21 protein-coding genes are annotated in these 20676 nt (G+C 58.1%); 12 read left to right on the top strand and 9 right to left on the bottom strand.

The annotated features are described in order from the left end of the window. Nucleotides 1-6: 6 nt before the first annotated feature. The 4 genes from pstA to BM316_RS05900 all read right to left on the bottom strand — a co-directional run bounded on the left by pstA (nt 7) and on the right by BM316_RS05900 (nt 5086). Nucleotides 7-1338, bottom strand: coding sequence for a phosphate ABC transporter permease PstA (gene pstA, locus BM316_RS05915; RefSeq protein WP_090205187.1), 1332 nt, complete (start codon nt 1336-1338; stop codon nt 7-9). After that, nucleotides 1335-2816 (bottom strand): phosphate ABC transporter permease subunit PstC, encoded by a 1482-nt coding sequence (gene pstC, locus BM316_RS05910; protein ID WP_090205184.1) that lies wholly within the window; start codon nt 2814-2816, stop codon nt 1335-1337. Before pstC ends, pstA begins: the two co-directional genes overlap by 4 nt. 99 nt (nt 2817-2915) lie before the next feature. Beyond that, nucleotides 2916-3944 (bottom strand): substrate-binding domain-containing protein, encoded by a 1029-nt coding sequence (locus BM316_RS05905; protein ID WP_090205181.1) that lies wholly within the window; start codon nt 3942-3944, stop codon nt 2916-2918. A 113-nt stretch (nt 3945-4057) separates the two neighbouring features. Then, entirely contained in the window at nt 4058-5086 is a 1029-nt protein-coding gene (locus tag BM316_RS05900; protein ID WP_090205179.1) for an ATP-binding protein, read from the bottom strand. 153 nt (nt 5087-5239) lie between these two features. Here BM316_RS05900 and BM316_RS05895 point away from each other — a divergent pair, with 153 nt between their 5' ends. After that, nucleotides 5240-5608: a hypothetical protein gene (locus BM316_RS05895; protein WP_090205176.1), complete on the top strand. Its 369-nt coding sequence runs from the start codon at nt 5240-5242 to the stop codon at nt 5606-5608. On the opposite strand, the gene BM316_RS05890 is transcribed toward BM316_RS05895, so the two are convergent. Genes BM316_RS05890 through BM316_RS05880 form a run of 3 tightly spaced genes read right to left on the bottom strand, consistent with a single transcriptional unit; the run spans nt 5601 to nt 7653 of the window. Further along, nucleotides 5601-6122, bottom strand: a complete 522-nt coding sequence (locus BM316_RS05890) for a gamma carbonic anhydrase family protein (protein WP_090205173.1) — start codon at nt 6120-6122, stop codon at nt 5601-5603. The two genes, BM316_RS05895 and BM316_RS05890, sit on opposite strands and share 8 nt — an antisense overlap. Continuing rightward, nucleotides 6119-6757, bottom strand: coding sequence for a guanylate kinase (gene gmk / locus BM316_RS05885; protein WP_090205171.1), 639 nt, complete (start codon nt 6755-6757; stop codon nt 6119-6121). The genes BM316_RS05890 and gmk overlap by 4 nt, the downstream gene beginning before the upstream one ends. Nucleotides 6758-6762: 5 nt before the next feature. Further along, nucleotides 6763-7653, bottom strand: a complete 891-nt coding sequence (locus BM316_RS05880) for a YicC/YloC family endoribonuclease (RefSeq protein ID WP_090207622.1) — start codon at nt 7651-7653, stop codon at nt 6763-6765. 185 nt (nt 7654-7838) lie between these two features. Between BM316_RS05880 and BM316_RS05875 the strand changes: the two genes are divergently transcribed. After that, nucleotides 7839-8489, top strand: a complete 651-nt coding sequence (locus BM316_RS05875; protein ID WP_090205168.1) for a PAS domain-containing protein — start codon at nt 7839-7841, stop codon at nt 8487-8489. Here BM316_RS05875 and BM316_RS05870 read toward each other — a convergent pair whose 3' ends face one another. Beyond that, on the bottom strand, nt 8490-9860 hold the full coding sequence (locus BM316_RS05870; protein WP_090205165.1) for a class II 3-deoxy-7-phosphoheptulonate synthase: 1371 nt from the start codon (nt 9858-9860) through the stop codon (nt 8490-8492). A gap of 189 nt (nt 9861-10049) precedes the next feature. Here BM316_RS05870 and BM316_RS05865 point away from each other — a divergent pair, with 189 nt between their 5' ends. From BM316_RS05865 to BM316_RS05825, 10 genes are all read left to right on the top strand, one after another. Next, on the top strand, nt 10050-11051 hold the full coding sequence (locus tag BM316_RS05865; RefSeq protein WP_090205163.1) for a GlxA family transcriptional regulator: 1002 nt from the start codon (nt 10050-10052) through the stop codon (nt 11049-11051). A 199-nt stretch (nt 11052-11250) separates the two neighbouring features. After that, entirely contained in the window at nt 11251-12444 is a 1194-nt protein-coding gene (locus BM316_RS05860; RefSeq protein ID WP_090205160.1) for an ABC transporter substrate-binding protein, read from the top strand. A gap of 88 nt (nt 12445-12532) precedes the next feature. Then, nucleotides 12533-13312 (top strand): ABC transporter ATP-binding protein, encoded by a 780-nt coding sequence (locus BM316_RS05855; protein WP_090205157.1) that lies wholly within the window; start codon nt 12533-12535, stop codon nt 13310-13312. Next, the gene (locus BM316_RS05850) at nt 13312-13908 is read left to right on the top strand and encodes a hypothetical protein (protein WP_090205154.1); all 597 of its coding nucleotides are present in this window, start codon (nt 13312-13314) and stop codon (nt 13906-13908) included. Before BM316_RS05855 ends, BM316_RS05850 begins: the two co-directional genes overlap by 1 nt. A 49-nt stretch (nt 13909-13957) precedes the next feature. Further along, nucleotides 13958-14116 (top strand): hypothetical protein, encoded by a 159-nt coding sequence (locus tag BM316_RS16675; RefSeq protein ID WP_165606543.1) that lies wholly within the window; start codon nt 13958-13960, stop codon nt 14114-14116. Further along, nucleotides 14113-14826, top strand: coding sequence for an ABC transporter ATP-binding protein (locus tag BM316_RS05845; protein ID WP_090205151.1), 714 nt, complete (start codon nt 14113-14115; stop codon nt 14824-14826). Before BM316_RS16675 ends, BM316_RS05845 begins: the two co-directional genes overlap by 4 nt. A 2-nt stretch (nt 14827-14828) precedes the next feature. After that, on the top strand, nt 14829-15167 hold the full coding sequence (locus tag BM316_RS05840) for a hypothetical protein (protein WP_090205148.1): 339 nt from the start codon (nt 14829-14831) through the stop codon (nt 15165-15167). A gap of 37 nt (nt 15168-15204) precedes the next feature. Then, nucleotides 15205-16215: a branched-chain amino acid ABC transporter permease gene (locus tag BM316_RS05835; protein ID WP_090205145.1), complete on the top strand. Its 1011-nt coding sequence runs from the start codon at nt 15205-15207 to the stop codon at nt 16213-16215. Beyond that, nucleotides 16212-17513 carry a branched-chain amino acid ABC transporter permease gene (locus tag BM316_RS05830; RefSeq protein WP_090205143.1) on the top strand — a complete coding sequence of 434 codons (1302 nt, stop codon included), beginning with the start codon at nt 16212-16214 and terminating at the stop codon, nt 17511-17513. The genes BM316_RS05835 and BM316_RS05830 overlap by 4 nt, the downstream gene beginning before the upstream one ends. Before the next feature lie 8 nt (nt 17514-17521). After that, the gene (locus tag BM316_RS05825; RefSeq protein WP_090205141.1) at nt 17522-19987 is read left to right on the top strand and encodes a penicillin acylase family protein; all 2466 of its coding nucleotides are present in this window, start codon (nt 17522-17524) and stop codon (nt 19985-19987) included. On the opposite strand, the gene BM316_RS05820 is transcribed toward BM316_RS05825, so the two are convergent. Further along, a complete protein-coding gene (locus BM316_RS05820) occupies nt 19978-20631 on the bottom strand; it encodes a lysophospholipid acyltransferase family protein (protein ID WP_207493623.1) in 654 nt (217 codons plus the stop codon). The genes BM316_RS05825 and BM316_RS05820 overlap by 10 nt on opposite strands. Nucleotides 20632-20676 lie beyond the last annotated feature (45 nt).

The raw sequence follows: 20676 nt of genomic DNA, 5'->3' as shown, positions 1-20676 counted from the left end.
ACGCTCCTACCACCGACGCTCAAACTTGCGGCGCAACAGGATGGCAATCAGGTTCATGGTCAGCAGGAACAGCAGCAACACGATGATGCCACCCCATGCTTTTTCAAAGAAGGCCTCGTCAGACCGCGCAGCCCAAGTGTAGATCTGCGCCGGCATGGCAGAGTTCGGGTCCAGCAGACCGGAGGCAAACCCATCGGGATATTCGCGCGCCACGTAGCCCACCATGCCGATCAGCAAGAGCGGCGCAGTTTCACCCAAAGCCTGCGCGAGGCCGATAATTGTTCCCGTCAGGATGCCAGGCATTGCCAGTGGCAGGACATGGTGGAAGACGGCCTGCATCTTTGACGCCCCCACACCAAGTGCTGCATCCCTGATAGAGGGTGGCACAGCCTTCAGCGCCGCGCGTGTCGAAATCACAATCGTCGGCAGGGTCATCAGCGTCAGCACAAGCCCACCCACAAGCGGCGCTGACTGCGGCAAATGTGCAAACTGGATAAAGACGGCAAGGCCAAGGATACCGAATACAATCGAGGGCACAGCGGCAAGGTTTGAGATATTCACCTCGATCAGATCCGTGAACCGGTTTCGGGGCGCGAATTCCTCAAGATAGATCGAGGCCGCGACGCCAATCGGCAAGGACAGGACCAGCACCACCAGCATCATAAAGAACGACCCGATGACAGAGACACCGATCCCCGCACCGCCGGGGTTGTCCACGCCGGTGTCGGCACCTGTGATGAAGTTCCAGTCAAAGGCAGATGTGATAATGCCTGCCTCGGCCAGTGCATCCACCACATCAAGGTCGGCTGCTTCGAGGAACCGTCCGTCAACGACCATCTCGCGGGTCAGATTGCCTTGCAGGTAACGCTCCACACGACTGGCGGCTGGCAGTTCAAATGTCGTCGGAACACCGATGGCCTCGGGGTTGTCGCGATAAAATGACCGCAGATCACCGCCGACCTTCCCCATCAGACGCTCAATGGTGCCGCCATCAAATGGCACATCCAATCCGCGCTCTTGCAGTTGGGCTGTCACGCCATTGACGAAAATTTCGGTATAGGCCGCCGTTTTCAGCATCTTGCTTTCGGCCTCGTCGAACTGCTCTTGAGTCAGTGTGAACTCGACGCTGACAACAGTCTGCGTGAACGCCGGGATGCCATTGCGCAGAATGGACACCGCGAGGAACACCAGAAAGCCAAGGCCGATACATAGCGCAATCACGCCATACATGCGAAAGCGCGCTTCGGCCGCGTTCCGCTTTTTCATCAGCGGGCTTTCGGTCAGTAGGCTGGAGGCTGTGCCTTTGATCGCGGGGGCGTTTGAGGTTGCGTCGGTCATTCGTACTGCTCCCGATATTTGCGCACGATGTAGAGGGCAAAGACATTCAGCGCCAATGTGACCACAAACAGTGTGATCCCCAGCGCAAAGGCCACCAGCGCCTCTGGCGAGGCAAAGTCGCTGTCACCTGTTAGCTGGCTGACGATCTTGGCGGTGACTGTTGTCATGGCGTCAAATGGGTTGAGCGACAGCCGTGCCGCAGCCCCTGCCCCCAAAACAACGATCATGGTCTCGCCGATTGCACGTGAGGCTGCCAGCAGGATGGCCCCGACGATCCCCGGCAGCGCCGCCGGAATGATCACCTGACGCACGGTTTCGGAATGGGTGGCCCCAAGGCCGAGCGATCCGTCGCGCATAGCCTGCGGCACCGCATTGATGATGTCGTCTGACAAGGAACTAACGAAGGGGATCAGCATGATGCCCATGACAAGCCCCGCCGTGATAACTGCCGTGCCGCCCTGCATCCAGTTGACGCCCAACGCGCCATCCTGCCCGAAGACATCGACCAGCAACGGACCCACCGTCAGCAAGGCGAAAAGCCCGTAAACGATTGTCGGGATACCGGCCAGAACTTCCAAAAGCGGCTTGGCAATGCTGCGCACGCGCCGTGAGGCATATTCAGACAGATAGATCGCCGAAAACAGACCAATCGGCACAGCCACCAAAAGCGCGATGATCGAGATGTAGAAGGTGCCCCAAAGCAAGGGGATGATGCCAAGCTCTGACGATCCGCCGCGCCCCGAGAAGCTCGGCGACCAGGAAAGCCCGAAAAAGAATTCCCCGATCGGATAAAGCTTAAAAAACTCATAAGTATTGAAAATCAGGGACAAAACGATGCCGACAGTGGTCAGGATCGCGATGGTCGCAGCGGCTATCAGTACGGCAAGTATACCTTTTTCGACGGTGTTTCGCGCGCGAAACGCCGGAGTGATCAGCCGCCATGAGAGCGCCAGACCGGCCAAAGCCACGAGAATCACCGTGATCGTGCGCAACATGTCACCGGTCGCATCAACAGCGCGGTACCGTTTTGCAGCCTCAAGCGTGTCGGCTTGCACGTCAGCACCCAATGCCACACCGACGCCTGCAAGTCTCTCGCGCAGGTTGCCGTCATCAACACTCAACGCGGCGATGGCCGCGTCGCTCATACCTTCTGTGCTGGCAAGCAAATCAAGCCCTTCGGCCACGCGCCGGACATCTGACATGATCAGGCTCAGATCACCGGCCTCAGAGGCACTTTCTGCGGCGATCAGATCGGAGGCTGCGTTATTGACCACGAAGGGTTGCACAATCAGCCAGACGAAAAGCAACATCGCCGCTGGCACAACCGCATTCAGACCAACGTGCGCGCCGTAGTAGACCGGCAGCGAATGCAGCTCGCGACGATCCCCGCCAGCCACCTGAAGCGCCCGCCCCCGTCCAAGAAAAAAACCGACCACTCCCAAACCAAGGAGGATCAGCATGATCAGCATATTTGACATATCTTCGCCTGGGGCCCTCTGAATTTTTGCCGGTCGATGCGGGCCAGCATGAAGGTAGATACGGACCGGCCCGTCAAAGGGCCGGTCCCCATGTGTTCATCAGTTCATCGTGATCGCGTTTGCGACGATGTTCTGTGTCTCTGCAAGCTCGGGATCAGACACCAGACCGTAGGTCGCCAAAGGACCGCCAGGACCAGCAACTTCGTCAGCGACAAAGAACGATGCGAACTCCTGCAAGCCGGGGATCACGCCGAGGTGGGCGGCCTTGATGTAGAAGTAAAGCGGACGCGAAACTGGATATTCACCGGAGGCGACAGTCTCTGTGCTTGGTGCAACACCGGAAATCTCAGCAACTTTCAGCTTGTCGGTGTTGTTTTCATAGAACGACAGACCAAACACACCGATGGCATTTGCGTTGGCATCAAGACGGGCCAGCGTTTCGGTGTAGTCACCGTCGATATCGACAGACCGTCCATCGGTGCGCACCGCAAGGCAGGCATCCTCTGCATCATCTTCAGACATGCCAGCGGCCATCATCGCGTCAAAAGCACCCGTTGCCTCACAGCCGGCCGCAATCACCTTTTCTTCGAAGACTTCACGTGTGCCGTGCTTTGTGCCGGGAATGAACGCCAGAATTTCCGCATCAGGCAGATCGGCGTTGAAATCGGACCAGCGTGTATGCGGGTTGTCGACCAGTTCACCGTCAACCATCACCTGAGGTGCCAGTGCGTTGAAGATGTCGGCAGGCTCGAACGCCGTGAATGCCGGACCGTCGATTTGCGAGGCAAATACGATCCCGTCATAGCCGATACGCACCTCGATGATGTCGGTCACACCTGCTTCGGCACAGGCTGCGACTTCGTTTTCACGAATGGCGCGCGACGCGTTTGCAATGTCGATGGTGTTTTCACCAACACCTTCACAGAAGCGGCGCAGACCGGCTGATGAGCCGCCCGATTCAACAACCGGCGCGGGGAAGTCAAAGTTTTCGCCGAAAGCCTCGGCAACGATGGATGCATAGGGAAGGACAGTCGAAGACCCTGCAATCTGAACATTGTCGCGCGCTGCGACTGTTGTTGCGGTAAGGGCGATAACTGCGGTGGTCGCAGTCAGTTTCAAGATCGACATCAAAAGCTCCTGTCAGTCAACTTGGATGGCACGCGAACCGCGCCATCTTCGAGGGGCGGTCTAAGGGCCGTCGTCGAAGCTTTTGTGACAGTTGTGTAAAAGTTTTATGACAGTCAGCTCAAAGGCAGGAAAACAGAGACTTTCGTCCCTTTTCCAAGCGAGCTTTCGATCACCAACCGCCCCCTGTGGCGATTCACGATGTGTTTGACAATCGCAAGCCCAAGCCCGGTGCCGCCCACTTCACGCGAACGGTGGTTATCGACCCTGTAGAACCGCTCGGTCAGGCGCGCGATGTGATGTGATTCGATGCCGTCACCCTGATCTGTGACAGTGACTTCCACAGCCTCGCTCCGTAGCCGTGTGTTCATCTGCGGTGGCAAAAGCGAAACCGTCACGGCCTTGCCTGAGGCACCGTATTTGATCGCGTTTTCAATCAAGTTGGTAAAAACCTGTGCAAGCTGGCCGGCATCCCCTGTGATCGGCCCCATCTGTGACTGTACATCCAGCGTGACGGTCACATCTGCGCTCTGAGCTTGCGGCTCCAGCCCTTTGATCACAGACGACAACAGCGTTTCCAGATCGACCTGGTCTTTCGGCCTCAAGCGCTCGTCCTCCTCGACGCGGCTTAAAGACAAAAGGTCATCGACAAGGCGTGTCATGCGCGTGGCCTCACGCGACATGATGCCGAGGAACCTATCTCTTGCGACGGCATCATCGCGGGCGGCACCGCCGAGCGTTTCGATAAAGCCCAGGAGCGCCGTCAGCGGTGTTCTGAGTTCATGGCTCACATTTGCCACGAAGTCACGGCGCATCTGACCGGCCTCTTGCGTTGCTGTCTGATCCTCGAAGGTTAGCACGATATCAGCTTCAGCAGGGGCGACAGACACGCGGTAGCGCGTATCGCGTGCGCCATCGCGCCCCATATATTCGGCATGACGTGCAGCACCGCTGCTGCGCACCTCGCCGATTGCAGCAACGACAGAGGGTTGCCGGATCGCCGTGATGAAATGCTGCCCCAGCACATAGGCACCAAGAATGTCTTTTACCGCCGGATTTGCCGCCAGCACCCTGTCGTCAGCGCCAACAAGCAAGACCGGCATCGGCAGGGCGTCGATCAGGGCAGCGATTCTGGAATATGACATAGCAACCACAGGGTGTTTTCACATTGCATTCATCCCTGCGGGAAAACGCGCAAAATTAAAAGAACAAACGTGACGTTTTACTTGTGATCGCCCCTTTCATGCGGGTAGCCCAACATGTTAGCACAACTCAAGATTTACTAGGAGAGCATCGGGGTGGGAAACCAAGTCCAACCATCCGCCGCCATCGCTCCAGACGGCCTGAAACTCAGAACCCTGATTGTCGGCGATTTGCCCAGGTGGCGCACCGAAGGCCGTGACCTGATCGCGACGACCGACATCAGTTATTGCACCTATGACGCGTTGACAGCGCGGATTTTGGACGAACGCAAACCGCAGATCATCCTGTCACCACTTGTTGGAGACCAGTATGATGTTCTCGATATCGCGGCGAAACTCGAACAGTTCGACTTTCAGGGTCAATACCGGGTGATCGCAGATGCAAACTCTGCCTCCAAACTGGTGACGCAGGAGGTTGCCAACGCCGCCCCCGGTCTGGACTTTGACATTCTGGTGGTCAAATAGCGCGCAAGTCTTTTGCAAAGCGGACGGCATTGTCCTGATAATGGATCGCTGACTGCCGCAGCCCTTCAAACGCCGCTTCATCAAGCATCCGCACAACCTTGCCGGGGGCACCCATCACAAGTGATCCGTCAGGGATTTCCTTGCCCTCGGTGATCAGGGCCCCTGCCCCGATCAGGCAGTTCTTGCCGATCTTCGCACCGTTCAGCACCGTCGCCCCCATCCCGATCAGGGAGTTTTCGCCAATCGTGCAGCCGTGCAGCATCGCTTTGTGCCCGATGGTACATCCCGCACCAATCGTCAGCGGAAAGCCGATATCCGTGTGCAACACGCAGTTTTCCTGCACGTTGCTGCCCTCACCGACGGTGATGCGTTCATTGTCGCCGCGCAAGGTTGAGCCGAACCAGATCGAGGCGCGTGCTTCGACGGCAATATCACCGATCACATAGCACCCCGGCGCGACCCAGGCGTCATCGGCAATCTGCGGTGTCATCTCGCCAAGGGCATAAAGGCTCATGTCAATTCTCCGAATTGCTGTTCGAGTGTGCGGGTCAGCTCCACCAGATGCGGCTGGCGCTGTCTGCGCAGGCGTTCGGCGCTGATGATCGTGATCAGATCCTGCGACGTCCGGTCAAGATCGTCGTTGACCAGCACATAGTCGTATTCTGCCCAGTGCCGGATTTCTTCGATGCTTTTCTGCATCCGACCAGCGATCACCTCTGCCGTGTCCTGTCCGCGCGATACCAGACGCCGGTGCAACTCTGTCAGTGATGGAGGCAGAATGAAGATCGACAGGACGTTGTCGGCAAGGCTTGAATTGTTGATCTGCTGCGCGCCCTGCCAGTCGATATCGAACAAGACATCTCGACCGCTTTCGATCGCTGCCTGCACCGGCCCGCGCGGCGAACCGTAAGCGTTTCCGAAAACCTGCGCATGTTCCAGCATGTCACCGCGCGCCACCATGCCGGCAAATTCGTCTTGCGACACAAAATAGTAGTCTTTGCCGTCAGTCTCGCCTGCCCGCGGCAGACGCGTTGTGGCCGAGACCGAAAAGCGCAAGGTGTCGTCCCATTGCCTGAGCCGTTTGGCCAGGGTCGATTTTCCAGCGCCACTTGGCGATGAAAGAATGATCAATAGCCCGCGTCGGCTCATCTGGGTCACTCCACGTTCTGGATTTGCTCGCGCATCTGGTCGATCACGGCTTTCAGATCAAGACCAATTGCCGTGAGGTCTGTTGCTTGCGCTTTTGAACACAGTGTATTGGCCTCACGATTGAATTCCTGTGCCAGAAAATCAAGCTTGCGCCCCGCCGGTTTGTCCTGTGCCAAAAGATCGCGTGCTGCTGCGACATGGGCCTTAAGGCGGTCGATTTCTTCGGTCACATCCGACTTCACGGCCAGCACGGCCAGTTCCTGCGCCAGACGCGCTTCGTCCAAGTCAGCGACTTCTTCGAGGACGCGCTGCATCGCTGTTGTCAGTGCGGCTTTGGTCTGTGGCGCGCGGGCTTGGGCGGCGGCATCTGCGGCGTGGGTCAACCTTTCAATCTCATCAAGCTGGCGCGAGATGATCTCTGCGAGCGCGGCACCTTCCGTCGCCCGCATCGCGACAAACTCGGCGACAAGCGGCGCAATCTCGGCCATGAGGGCCTGAGCCAAAGCCTCGGTCTGGTCGTCGTTGCGGGCAGCCACGAGGACACCGCGCTGTGACAACACATCGGCTGCTGTGGGTTGGCCGAGTGTCACGCCCATCGCGAACGCCCGTTCCTGTATCTGATCGAGCGCCTGCAACACCGTATCAAGCTGTGCGGCATCAAGGCTGAGCGGCTGCGCTTCTTCGGTGCGTGTCAGACGCAGGTTCACCGTCACATTCCCCCGCGACAGTTGCGCCGTGAGCGCCTTGCGCAACGCAGGTTCCAGCCCCTCAATGCTGTCAGGCAAACGCAAACGCAGATCCAGCCCCCGCGCATTGACCCCGCGCATTTCCCAGACCCATGACACCGATCCCAGATGGCCGGTTTTGCTGGCGAAAGCGGTCATGGAATGGGTCATCGGCACCTCTGTATTTGCAGCCTCGTCTGCACCTACTGGAAAACCATCAGGGGGGGCAAGGGCGCGGTGTGGCATTAACCATTTAACGCTTTGTTAAATGAATGGCGCTCTAAGAGATGTTAAAAAACTCCTAACGCGAAAATTGTGCTGATTGCCGGAAGGCATTGGCCGGAGGAGATGACGACATGCAGAGCAATGACGAAACGACGCAAAAACCAGCACCGGAAGCGATCCCATTGGATCACCCGCATCTTGTGGCGCTGGAGCGTTATTGGCAGAGCTTGCGGAAAACCGAAACCGTCCCGCAGCGCATCGCCATGAATCCTTCCGCAATCGAGAGCGTCTTGCCGCACGCTTTCATCCTGCAAAGGGTTGCCGCGGGAACCGCCCGGTTCCGAGTGGCGGGCCAGCGCATCCATGATCTGTTGAAAATGGACCCGCGCGGGATGCCATTCTCAACCCTTTTTCAGCAGCAGACCCATGACGACTTGCGTGAACTGACGGAGGCCGCATTCGCCGACCCGGCGATAGTCGGCTTGCCGCTGGTGTCGGATGGCGGTGTTTTGCGACCCGGTCTGTCTGGCGCGCTGCTTCTTTTACCGATGCGGGATACGGCAGGCGAAACGACACGTCTGCTCGGCGCATTTGTCACCGGCGATCATGCCTCGCGCAGACCGCGGCGGTTCCGGATCGCTTTGGATCAGGCAACGCGGGTTGACCCGCTTGGGCCCAAGCGTCCTGTGATGACACTGCTGAACACCCCGCCGGACCGCATCGAAAAAGGGCCGGACACGCCATCGCGTCCGGCCCTCAAACTAGTGGTCAATAACGGCTGATCAGCCCGCCTTGGCCTGCGCCATTGCGCTGCGGCGCGCCGAGAGTTCCTCGGCGACAAGGAAAGCCAGTTCAAGCGACTGAGACGCATTGAGGCGCGGATCACAGGCCGTGTGGTAGCGATCAGAAAGATCCTCATCCGTTACAGCCCGCACACCACCGGTGCATTCGGTGACGTCCTTGCCGGTCATCTCGAAGTGGACGCCGCCAGGGATCGTGCCTTCGGCATTGTGGATGGCGAAGAATTCCTTCACCTCACGCAGCACGCTTTCGAAAGGCCGTGTCTTATAACCGGAGGAGGACTTGATCGTGTTCCCGTGCATCGCGTCGCAGGTCCAGACAACTTTTGCACCTTCTTCCTCGACAGCCTTGATCAGGCGCGGCAGATGCTCGCCCACGGACCCTGCCCCGAAGCGCGCGATGAGCGTCAGACGGCCAGCCTCGTTGTTGGGGTTGAGAGACGCCATCAGCGACTTCAGGTGGCCTGAGGTCATCGATGGACCACACTTGAGCCCGATGGGGTTCTGAACACCTTTGCAGAACTCGACATGCGCACCGTCAGGCTGGCGTGTGCGGTCACCGATCCAGATCATGTGACCGGAACCTGCCAACCATTTGCCGGATGTCGAATCCAGACGGCAGAGCGCCTCTTCGTATTCCAGCAAAAGCGCTTCGTGGCTGGTGTAGAAATCAACCGTCTGCAATTCGTGATTGGTGTCGGTTGTCAGACCGGCGGCTTCCATGAAATCCAGCGTGTCGCTGATGCGGGCCGCCATGTCGGAGTATTTCTTCACCTCGTTCTGATCGGTAAAGCCAAGGGTCCATTTGTGGACCTCATGCACATTGGCGAAACCACCTGTGGAGAAAGCACGCAACAGGTTCAGCGTTGCAGCCGCCTGCAGGTAGGCCTGCAGCATCCGCTCGGGATCAGGGACGCGGCTTGCTTCGGTGAAGTCGAAACCGTTGATGATGTCACCGCGATAGCTTGGCAGTTCCACGCCATCCACTGTCTCTGTCGGCGCAGAGCGCGGCTTGGCCATCTGGCCCGCCATCCGGCCCACTTTGACCACTGGCACTTTGGCACCGTAGGTCAGGACCATCGCCATTTGCAGCATCACCTTGAAGGTGTCGCGGATGCTGTCGGCTGAAAACTCAGCGAAGCTTTCGGCGCAATCACCACCTTGCAATAGGAAGGCTTCCCCGCGGCTGACTGCGGCAAGTTCCGCTTTGAGGTTGCGGGCCTCGCCTGCAAAAACCAGCGGTGGATAGCTGGCAAGACGGGCCTCGACAGCGTTCAGTGCGGCTGCGTCGGTATACTCAGGCATCTGAACCCGTGGCTTTTTGCGCCAGTCAGATTTTTGCCAGTCAGTCATCGTCTTGCTCCATATCAGGATGTGGTTAGCGTTATCAGGCCTTGCGTATACCGCGCTGCCAGTCCGGGGCCAATGGCAAAAACGCCTCTGCTGCGGCCTCAGAAAACTATCCCGAAAACGACATTCTGTCTTGCAGGTGTCAAACAAACCTGCTGAGGTCTTTCGGCAATACGTTTTAAAGTCTCGCCCATGTCCCAAGAATCCAGCATCGTCGATGTCAAACACACCGGAAAACCGCGCCGCTTTGTTTTTCTCCTGATGGAGAATTTCACCATGCTGTGCTTTGCAGCGGCCATTGAGAGCCTGAGGATTGCCAACCGCACCGCAGGCAAACAGATCTACCGCTGGACGATCATCTCTGAGGGTGGTGAAGAGGCTGTCTGCTCGAACGGCTGTGCCTTCAAGGTGGATAGCGATCTGGTTGAACTCGAGCGTGATGACACGATCATTCTATGTGGCGGGATCGACATTCAGGCCGCAACGACCAAGCGCATCCTCAACTGGGTCCGCCGCGAGGCCCGTCGCGGAGCGTCGATGGGTGGGCTTTGCACCGCCGGGTATTCGCTGGCGAAGGCGGGCCTGTTGGACAACAAGCGCGCCACGATCCACTGGGAAAACCAGGACAGTTTTGCAGAGGAATTTCCGGAAGTCACACTCACAAAGTCGGTCTTTGTCGTCGATGGCAATCGCATCACCACCGCAGGCGGTACCGCCTCGCTCGATCTGATGATCAAACTGATCGCGGACGATCACGGTGAAGAGCTTGCGAATGCTGTGGCGGACCAGTTGATCTATTCCGCAATCCGCACCGATCAGGACACACAGCGCCTTTCGATCCCGACGCGGATCGGTGTGCGCCATCCAAAGCTCAGCCGTGTGATCCAGATGATGGAACAGAACATCGAGGAGCCGATCAGCCCTGCGATCCTTGCCAAAGAAGTGGGCATGTCCACGCGCCAGCTTGAGCGGCTGTTCAGGCGCTATCTGTCGCGTAGTCCGAAACGGTACTATATGGAATTGCGGCTTCAGAAGGCGCGCAACCTGCTGATGCAGACCGATATGACCGTCATCAATGTGGCCCTTGCCTGTGGCTTTGCGTCACCGTCGCATTTCTCCAAATGCTACCGGTCGCACTATGACACGACACCCTATCGCGAACGCGGCAGTCATGGCGCACGTCTGTCCGTTTGAGGCGTCTCACCTGCAAAACACTCGTGTTCGCCATTTCCGGCACGACGACGGTTTTCTCTGCGGATTGCCCCTAGGGAAAGGAAATTTCCCTGTTTGCACGGGCCTTTCAGGTCATTTGTCGTGGCAAACGCACTTTCCTTTTGGAAACTGACTGATAGATTTGCGCTCAGGATAAAAATATCCAACTTGGGAGAAAAATATGAAGAACCTACTTTTGGCGACCTCAGCGGTCGCGATGATGGCTGGCGGTGTTCAGGCTGGTGGCCACAGCGAAGTCAAGATCGGTGTGATCCTCGGCTTCACTGGTCCACTGGAATCCATCACGCCCGCAATGGGCGCCGGCGCTGAGCTTGCTATGGCAGAAGTGACCGAATCAGGCGCACTGCTGGGCGGTGCGACTGTGACGTCCGTGCGCGGTGACTCCACATGTATCGATGCCGGTGCTGCAACTGCTGCAGCCGAGCGTCTGGTCACATCCGACAATGTTGACGCAATCATGGGCGCTGACTGTTCTGGTGTTACCGGTGCGATCTTGCAGAACGTGGCACGCGCCAACGGCGTTGTCATGATCTCGCCATCCGCGACATCGCCAGGTCTTTCGACAGCCGAAGATGACGGTCTGTTCTTCCGCACAGCCCCGTCCGACGCCCGTCAGGGTGTCATCATCACAGAAATCCTGCAGGACCGTGATGTGAGCGAAGTTGCGTTGACCTACACCAACAACGACTACGGCAAGGGTCTGGCAGATGCGTTCCAGGCAGCTTTCGAAGCTGCTGGCGGCACAGTCACAATCTCTGCTGCACACGAAGACGGCAAGGCTGACTACTCTGCTGAAGTTGGTGCCCTGGCCTCTGCCGGTGGTGAAGTGCTGGTTGTTGCCGGTTACGTTGACCAAGGTGGTTCCGGTATCATCCGTTCCGCACTCGACACCGGTGCGTTCGACACGTTCTACCTGCCAGACGGTATGGTCGGTGCGGTTCTGAACGAAAACTTCGGTGCTGAACTGAACGGATCGTTCGGTGCATATCCAGGAACAGACAACGCTGGTGCATCCATGTTTGTTGATCTGGCCGCAGAAGCCGGTTTCGACGGCACAAGCGCATTTGCACCAGAAAGCTATGACGCCGCTGCGCTGATCATGCTGGCAATGCAGGCTGCTGGTTCCAAGGACCCTGCCGAGTTCAAGGATCATGTCTTTGACGTTGCAAACGCACCTGGTATCGAAATCCTGCCTGGCGAACTGGCCCGTGGCCTTGAGCTGATCGCTGCTGGCGAAGACATCGACTATGTTGGTGCATCTGCTGTTGAGCTGATCGGACCAGGTGAATCCGCTGGTAACTATCAGGAAATCGAGTTCGCCGACGGCGTCTACTCGACCATCAACTACCGCTAAGCGGCACGAACAAGATCAAACGGCGCGGGGACACTCGCGCCGTTTTGCTAAAAAGACGCAGACAGACTGCGCGTAAGGGGATAGTGGCATGATTGTCGTGGACAACGTGGTCAAGCAATTTGGCGGGTTTCGTGCCGTCGACGGGGCGACGCTGACTATTCAGGAGGGATCAATCACCGGATTGATCGGACCGAATGGCGCGGGAAAAACGACACTTTTCAATGTGATCGCAGGCGTTCTTAAACCTTCCTCCGGCAAGGTGATGATGGCGGGCGAAGATATCACCGGCTTGCCGCCACATGAGTTGTTTCACAAGGGGCTGCTGCGCACTTTCCAGATCGCGCATGAGTTTTCGTCCATGACCGTGCGTGAAAACCTGATGATGGTGCCAGGCGGTCAATCGGGTGAGACGCTTTGGAACACTTGGTTCGGCCGTAAGCGGATCGCTGATGAGGAACGCGCACTCTTGGCGAAAGCCGATGAGGTGATCGAGTTCCTAACAATCGAGCACCTGAAAGAAGAAAAGGCAGGAAACCTCTCTGGCGGGCAGAAGAAGCTGCTGGAGCTTGGCCGCACGATGATGGTGGACGCGCGGATCGTCTTTCTTGACGAGGTTGGCGCAGGTGTGAACCGCACACTTCTGAATACGATTGGCGATGCGATCCTGCGCCTCAATCAGGAACGCAATTACACCTTCGTCGTGATCGAACACGACATGGATTTCATCGGGCGTTTGTGTGACCCTGTCATCTGTATGGCTGAAGGGCGCGTGCTTGCAGAGGGCACGTTGGACGAAATCAAGGCCAACGAGCAGGTGATCGAGGCCTACCTTGGCACCGGTCTGAAAAACAAAGAGATGGTTGGCTGATGCGGCTGGCGTTTGCCGTCATTCTTTCAGCCCTGCCCTGGCAGGCGCTCGCGCAGGAAGTCGTGGCAGAGACATCTGTCGATGGTCGCGCGGCTGTTCTCTATGCCGATGGGACGTGGGAATATTCGCAAGAGGCGAGCGGCAATTGTCAGACGGTCGCCCGAAATGTCGAATTTTGCGGCGAGGGGCTTGGGTGGGAAAGCACCCTGCCCCCGAATGCGGATGTGGCCGCGACCTATCGCTATGATGACCGGCACTACGGGCAGATGATCATTGAGGAGCTGGGCATCAAGGATGGTCTGACCGAAGACATGATGCTGAACACCGTCATCGAGAATGCGGCCCTCGTGATCGGCGGCAGCCGTGCGGATATCGAGGTGATGGAGACATATTGGACGCGTGTCTCCAACCAGTCGATCAGAACCATCGTTTATGCGTTCGAAATAGACGGGCTTGATGTGGTCTACGCCAATGGCATCCGGACCTCGGCGAACCGGACCATGCAGCTTATGACCTTTTCCATCGGGACCCAATACACCGACAGGCACCGCGACTTGCACGCGGCGTTTCTGTCTCACATCGCAATCGTGAAGTAATCGCAACCGCTACGGCGCTGCCGTGGCAAACTGAAAGGGAAAAAGACAAATGAAGTTTCTTCTGACCGTCTTGCTAGGTGCCATTCTGGGATCTGCGGCAACCTTTTACTACATCTACGTCAACCATGCAGATAGCGGCGAGCAAGCACTGATGCGCGAGACGCTGTTGACCTATCTGCCCTTCCTGGAAGAGTACATTACCCCGTGAGCGATCCATTCCTGATCGGCGATGCTATGACCGGTGGTTATGGCAAAGGGCCGGACATCCTTCATTCCTGCACCATCGCTGCCGAACGGGGCGAGATTGCCGTGATCGTCGGCCCGAACGGGGCTGGCAAATCCACGGCGATGAAAGCGGTCTTTGGCATGTTGAACCTCAACCAAGGGTCCGTGCGCCTTGATGGCGAGGATATCACCGGACTTTCCCCCCAAGAGCGCGTCGTCAAGGGCATGGGGTTCGTGCCACAGGTGCGCAATATCTTCACGTCAATGACGGTCGAAGAAAACCTCGAGATGGGGGCATTCATCCGCCGCGACGATTTCCGCGATACGATGACACAGGTCTATGACCTGTTTCCGATCCTCAAGGAAAAGCGGAACCAACCAGCAGGCGAACTTTCTGGCGGACAGCGCCAGCAGGTTGCTGTGGGGCGCGCCTTGATGACGAAGCCGAAGGTCTTGATGCTTGATGAGCCGACGGCGGGTGTCTCACCGATCGTGATGGACGAGCTTTTCGACCGGATTATCGAAGTGGCCCGCACGGGCATCCCGATTCTGATGGTTGAACAGAACGCACGGCAAGCCCTTGAGATTGCAGATAAAGCCTATGTGCTTGTTCAGGGGCGCAATGCACACACAGGGACCGGTAAGGAGCTTCTTGCCGATCCTGAAGTCCGGCGGAGTTTCTTGGGCGGATGAGAATGCCGATGTTTCTCTGTGCAAGTCTCGCATCGCCGGCCACGGCGGCAGTGGTCACTTGCGACCTTGCGGGTGTGCCGGTCAGTTTTGCCATTGATGCCGCACAGTTTGCACCGGCACAGAATGCCGGCGAACCGCCGCGCCGCCGCGTGACACACGTGACAATGGGCGACACAGCATTCGCTGCCGAACCGTTCCGGCTTGGTGACACTGTCGGATTTTGGACCAAAGACAGTGTTGGTGCGGAGACAATGCTGGTTGTGAATGCTGACGGGACCGCCGTTTATGCCGATCCGCAAGCAGGCGCGCGCCTGACTGGCACCTGCGAGGTGCTGCAATGACATACGACCTCTCCCCAATGACAAAGGGTGACCTGTAATGGATTTTCTTAACGCAATCGTCGCCTTGGCGAACTTTGTGATTGTGCCGGGGCTGGCTTACGGGGCGCAGCTTGCCATTGGTGCGCTGGGTGTCACGCTGATTTACGGCATCCTGCGCTTTTCCAACTTTGCCCATGGCGACACGATGGCGTTCGGCACGGCGATTACGATCATTGTGACGACAGCCTTTGTCGGCATGGGGCTCAGTTTCGGACCGTTGCCAACTGCCCTTCTTGCCTTGCCTGTCGGCATCGCGGTGACGATCCTGCTGGTGCTGGCCATCGACTGGGGCGTTTACAAATTCTACCGCCAACAGAAGGCCTCGCCCGTTATTCTCGTCATCGTGTCGATGGGCGTGATGTTTGTGATGAACGGCATCGTCCGCTTTGTCATCGGGGTGCGGGATATCAGGTTTGCGGATGGTGAGCGTTTTATCGTAACAGCACGCGGCTTTCGCGAGGCCACAGGGCTGGACGAAGGTCTGGCCATCAAGACGACGCAGGCGCTGACAGTTGTTGTGGCTGTGATTGTTGTGGCCCTGCTCTTCTGGTTTTTGAACAAAACACGCACTGGCAAATCCATGCGCGCCTTTTCCGATAACGAGGATCTGGCTCTGCTCTCGGGCATCAACCCCGACTGGGTAGTCAAGGTCACATGGATGATCGTGGCGGCGCTGGCGACAACGGCGGGCGTTCTTTACGGCCTTGATAAATCGTTCAAGGCTTTCACCTACTTCCAGCTTTTGTTGCCGATCTTTGCGGCGGCGATTGTCGGCGGTCTGGGCAACCCGATTGGCGCGATTGCCGGTGGTTTTGTCATCGCCTTCTCAGAGGTGACAATCACCTACGCATGGAAAAAGGTCTTGACCTATCTGCTGCCAGAAAGCCTCGAACCTGATGGTCTCGTCCAGCTTCTCTCCACCGACTACAAATTCGCGGTCAGCTTTGCGATCCTGATTATCGTGCTGTTGTTCAAGCCGACCGGCCTATTCAAGGGGCAATCCGTATGAGCACTACAGTAAGAGATACCGCCCTCTTTGGGGTGGTTGCCATTCTGCTGATCGGCACTGGCATTGTGCAGGGCTGGAACTCGGCCCTTCTGATCCTGAACATGGGCCTGATATCCGCCATCATGGCGCTGGGTGTGAACCTGCAATGGGGTTTTGCGGGGCTGTTCAACATCGGTGTCATGGGCTTTGTCGCCCTGGGCGGTCTGGCGGCTGTGCTGATCTCGACCGAACCGGTGCCTGAGGCCTGGTCAGCCGGTGGTTTGCGGATCATTGCAGGACTGGTCTTCGGCGCGGCGACAGTTGTTGCCGCTGTCGTGGCACAAAAGAACCTCGAAGGTCGCCGGAAGACGATTGTGACACTGGTCATCCTTGTCGGTGGTTTCTTTCTTTACCGCGCGATCTTTGATCCCGGCAAGATCGCTGTAGAAGCGGTGAACCCCGCCCTTCAGGGTAACCTTGGTGGTCTGAACCTGCCGATCCTGCTGAGCTGGCCCGTCGGCGGCCTGCTGGCTGCCGGTGCGGCTTGGGTCATCGGGAAAACTGCCCTTGGTCTGCGGTCTGACTATCTTGCGATTGCGACCCTCGGGATTGCCGAGATCATCATCGCAATCATGAAAAACGAAGACTGGCTGGCGCGCGGCGTGAAGAACGTGATCGGTCTGGACCGGCCGGTGCCTTATGAAATCGACCTGCAAAACGATCCGACATTTGTCGAACGGGCCGCAGGTTTCGGCCTTGATCCGGTGACGGCCTCCAACCTCTACACGAAAATGGGCTATGCAATCCTCTTTACGATCGTGCTGCTGATTATCCTGTGGTTGGCACAGATGGCCCTCAAAAGCCCGTGGGGGCGCATGATGCGCGCGATCCGTGACAATGAAACAGCCGCAGAAGCCATGGGCAAGGACGTGACCGCACGGCATTTGCAAATCTTCGTTCTCGGCTCTGCTGTCTGCGGAGTTGCAGGTGCCATGATGACCACGCTTGATGGTCAGTTGACGCCGGCGTCTTACCAGCCGCTGCGCTTTACCTTCCTTGTCTGGGTGATGGTGATCGTGGGCGGGTCAGGTAACAACTTCGGTGCGATCCTTGGCGGGATGCTGATCTGGTGGCTTTGGGTGCAGGTCGAACCTCTTGGGCTGGGTCTGATGAACATCGTCAGCGCCGGTCTCGAAGACGGCAGCCCGTTGAAGGAACGCCTGATCGAATCCGCCGCTCACATGCGTCTTTTGACGATGGGTCTTGTGCTCTTGCTTGTGTTGCGGTTTAGCCCACGCGGACTGATCCCCGAACGCTAGAGGAATACATGGCACGCGTCTTTCGTTGGCTTGTCCGACTGACCACTGCTTTGATCGTACTGGTCGTGGCAGTGCTGGCGCTTGTCTACTACTTTGCGTCGCGGTCACTGCCGGAGTATGACGGCACACGGTCCGTTGCGGGGATTTCAGCGCCTGTCGAGATCGTCCGCGACAATGCCAACGTGCCGCATATCTTTGGCGAGACCGACGAGGACATCTACTTCGCGCTTGGTTACGCCCATGCGCAGGACCGTCTGTGGCAGATGACGATGCTGCGCCGGACTGTCCAGGGTCGCCTGTCGGAACTGTTTGGTGAACGCACGGTCCGCATCGACGAGGTACTGCGCAGGTATGACCTTTACCGCGCGGCGGTCGCGTCAGTTGCCGTGCAGGATGAAAGAACCACAGCCGCGCTTGAGGCCTACGCCGGCGGGGTGAACGCATGGCTGGAAGAGGTCAACGCCGGTGCACGCGGGCGCGGCGCACCCGAGATGTGGCTTTTCAATCATGCCATTGCGCCGTGGCGGCCTGCGGACTCGATTGCCATTCTCAAACTGATGGCCCTCGACCTGACCTCAAATCTGGAAGACGAGGTTTTGCGCGCGCGGGTGTCGCTTCTTCTGAGCAATGAGCGTTTGTCAGATATCCTGCCGGATGATCCGACCGATGCGGTGATTGCGTTGCCCGAATACGCGGCGCTGGTCCCCGGCGTTCCGGCCTTCACGCCGAACATGCGGCTGGCGGCCGATCCGCTGTCACCATTTGGGTCGCCTGCGCTGAGAGGGGCTTCAAATGCATGGGCTGCAACAGCGGAACGCTCGGCTACCGGATCAACACTGCTTGCGAATGATCCACATCTGGGCCTGACTGCCCCGTCGATCTGGTATCTTGCGCGGTTGGAGCTTGAAACCGGTGGGATCATCGGTGGTACGATCCCGGGGCTGCCTGTCATCCTGACCGGTCGCAGTGATATTCTGGGCTGGGGTCTGACAAGCGCCTATGTCGACGATGTCGATGTGATGATCGAAGAGGTCAATCCCGACAATCCGGAGCAGTACCGCACCCCTGATGGCTGGGCAGAGTTCGAGACACGCGACTCCATCATTACCGTCAAGGATGCACCTGCTGTCACACTGCGGTTGCGTGCGACGTCCAACGGGCCCGTCATGCCCCGCAGCATTTACGATCTGGGGACCATCACGCCACCGGGTCATGTCGCCGCGATTTCGTGGACAGCACTGTCTAACCGCGACACCTCCATGTCGTCGGCGATTGCGATTAATCACGCCCGCTCGGTCGAAGAAGCGATAGCCGCCGGTGAGCGTTTTATTGCACCAGCCATGAACCTGACACTGGCCGATCGCAACCGCATCGGAATGAAAGTCATCGGTGCACTGCCTGCGCGCGACCCCAATCACCAGAGTCGCGGTCGCCTGCCAGCCTTCGGATATCTGCCTGAAAACCGGTGGCAGGGGCGGTTTGCCTATGACGAAAATCCGCTGGTGCTCGATCCGATCGGCGGGATCATCGGCAATACCAACAACAAGACGACCGACCGTCCGTTTCCCTATCACATCACCCACCTCTGGGGAGACACACAACGCATCCACCGTTGGCGTGGCCTGATGCAGGCGCGGGAGGTTCACACCCGCGACAGCTTCATCGAGGCGCAGTTAGATACTGTCAGCTATGCCGCAAGGACGCTCTCGACGCTGATGGGCGCTGATCTGTGGTTTACCGGCGATCCTGCGCCGGCCGGCACGCCAGAGCGGCGCAGACAGGATGCCTTGCAGTTGCTCGCTGCATGGAATGGCGAAATGAACGAGCATCTGCCAGAGCCGCTGATCTATGCTGCCTGGGCGCGCGCCTTTCAGGATCGCCTGATCCGCGACGAGTTGGGGCCGCTTGCCAGCGAGTTTACCCATGTCGAGCCTGTCTTTATCGAACGTGTGCTGCGCGACATCGACGGTGCAGGCATCTGGTGTGACGTCATACAGTCTGCACCGGTCGAGACTTGTACCGACGTTGCCCGACAGGCTCTTGATGATGCCCTGATCTGGATCACGGAAAACCATGGTGAAGCCATCGAGGCGGTGCGCTGGGGCGATGCCCATGAGGCGACACATGACCATCCGGTCCTTGGCAACACACCTTTTCTGGAATGGGTTGTGAATATTCGCCAGTCTACCAGCGGTGGTGATCACACGTTGAACCGTGCACGCACATCAGGCGAAGACCCCCACCCTTTCCGCAATGTCCACGCCGGCGCTTATCGCGGCGTCTATGACTTTGCCGATCCCGACAGCTCAGTCTTTATTATCTCGACAGGACAGTCGGGGCATCCGCTCTCTCGTCATTACGACAATCTGGGCGAGCTGTGGCGGCGCGGTGAGTATATCCCCATGTCCCTTGATCCTGCGCTCGCGCGCGCAGCGGCGGTCGGGGTCACCGTGCTGGAGCCGGTTCAGAACTGACCTGCGCGCGCCTTGAGGCCGGCATACATTTCAACCATCACGGCCTTGACCCGATCAGCCAAGGCACGGGCGTCACTCTCTGACAAACCTTCAGTCTGAATGGGATCGCCAAACAGGATCCGCACAGTTCCGGGACGCGCGCGGATCGTGCGAAACGGCATAACCTGATGACCACCGTAGAAAGCGACAGGAACCACCGGGACTTGCGCACGGATGGCCAGCAGACTGCCGCCGATCTTGTAGTGACCAATCCCGTCAAACCCTGCGATACGCCCTTCTCCACCCCATGCGATCCGCGCGCCAGATCGGGCATGAGACACCATTTCAGTCAGAAGGCCGTCCGTCCCCGCACGCTTGCCGCGCGTCACCAGCCCGATTTGTGCGTTCGCAAGCGCCTCTTTCGCAAAAGGAAAATAGCCGTAAAACTCAGCCGCAGCCGCGCGATCAACGTAAGGCCACATCACCGCAGCGAATGCGGCAACGTCAATAAACGAAGGCTCGTTATAGGACACCACACATCCGAAACCCTTGGGGAGTGGTTGACCTTCCATTTCGATCGCGACGTCGCAGCGGTCAAGAAACCGTCGCGCATGATCGGCCATCATCTGCCGCGCGGGTGCACATCCATCCGCGTGGCGTGCCATGCGATACGCCAGCCATGGAAACCCGGCAAGACAGAGCGCTGAGGC

It is taken from the genome of Yoonia litorea (genome assembly GCF_900114675.1).
In the GTDB taxonomy this organism is placed as follows: Bacteria; Pseudomonadota; Alphaproteobacteria; order Rhodobacterales; family Rhodobacteraceae; genus Yoonia; species Yoonia litorea.
This window is presented reverse-complemented; position numbering and strand designations above follow the sequence as displayed.

What these genes read in the sequence shown, in the direction of transcription:
- BM316_RS05820 (WP_207493623.1), bottom strand. Translation starts at nt 20,631, where the DNA reads ATGGCACGCCACGCGGATGGATGTGCACCCGCGCGGCAGATGATGGCC.
- BM316_RS05880 (WP_090207622.1), bottom strand. Translation starts at nt 7,653, where the DNA reads ATGACCCATTCCATGACCGCTTTCGCCAGCAAAACCGGCCATCTGGGA.
- BM316_RS16675 (WP_165606543.1), top strand. Translation starts at nt 13,958, where the DNA reads ATGAAGTTTCTTCTGACCGTCTTGCTAGGTGCCATTCTGGGATCTGCG.
- BM316_RS05850 (WP_090205154.1), top strand. Translation starts at nt 13,312, where the DNA reads ATGCGGCTGGCGTTTGCCGTCATTCTTTCAGCCCTGCCCTGGCAGGCG.
- BM316_RS05835 (WP_090205145.1), top strand. Translation starts at nt 15,205, where the DNA reads ATGGATTTTCTTAACGCAATCGTCGCCTTGGCGAACTTTGTGATTGTG.
- BM316_RS05840 (WP_090205148.1), top strand. Translation starts at nt 14,829, where the DNA reads ATGCCGATGTTTCTCTGTGCAAGTCTCGCATCGCCGGCCACGGCGGCA.
- gmk (WP_090205171.1), bottom strand. Translation starts at nt 6,757, where the DNA reads ATGAGCCGACGCGGGCTATTGATCATTCTTTCATCGCCAAGTGGCGCT.
- BM316_RS05830 (WP_090205143.1), top strand. Translation starts at nt 16,212, where the DNA reads ATGAGCACTACAGTAAGAGATACCGCCCTCTTTGGGGTGGTTGCCATT.
- BM316_RS05900 (WP_090205179.1), bottom strand. Translation starts at nt 5,086, where the DNA reads ATGTCATATTCCAGAATCGCTGCCCTGATCGACGCCCTGCCGATGCCG.
- BM316_RS05855 (WP_090205157.1), top strand. Translation starts at nt 12,533, where the DNA reads ATGATTGTCGTGGACAACGTGGTCAAGCAATTTGGCGGGTTTCGTGCC.
- BM316_RS05875 (WP_090205168.1), top strand. Translation starts at nt 7,839, where the DNA reads ATGCAGAGCAATGACGAAACGACGCAAAAACCAGCACCGGAAGCGATC.
- BM316_RS05905 (WP_090205181.1), bottom strand. Translation starts at nt 3,944, where the DNA reads ATGTCGATCTTGAAACTGACTGCGACCACCGCAGTTATCGCCCTTACC.
- BM316_RS05865 (WP_090205163.1), top strand. Translation starts at nt 10,050, where the DNA reads ATGTCCCAAGAATCCAGCATCGTCGATGTCAAACACACCGGAAAACCG.
- BM316_RS05825 (WP_090205141.1), top strand. Translation starts at nt 17,522, where the DNA reads ATGGCACGCGTCTTTCGTTGGCTTGTCCGACTGACCACTGCTTTGATC.
- BM316_RS05890 (WP_090205173.1), bottom strand. Translation starts at nt 6,122, where the DNA reads ATGAGCCTTTATGCCCTTGGCGAGATGACACCGCAGATTGCCGATGAC.
- BM316_RS05870 (WP_090205165.1), bottom strand. Translation starts at nt 9,860, where the DNA reads ATGACTGACTGGCAAAAATCTGACTGGCGCAAAAAGCCACGGGTTCAG.
- BM316_RS05860 (WP_090205160.1), top strand. Translation starts at nt 11,251, where the DNA reads ATGAAGAACCTACTTTTGGCGACCTCAGCGGTCGCGATGATGGCTGGC.
- pstA (WP_090205187.1), bottom strand. Translation starts at nt 1,338, where the DNA reads ATGACCGACGCAACCTCAAACGCCCCCGCGATCAAAGGCACAGCCTCC.
- pstC (WP_090205184.1), bottom strand. Translation starts at nt 2,816, where the DNA reads ATGTCAAATATGCTGATCATGCTGATCCTCCTTGGTTTGGGAGTGGTC.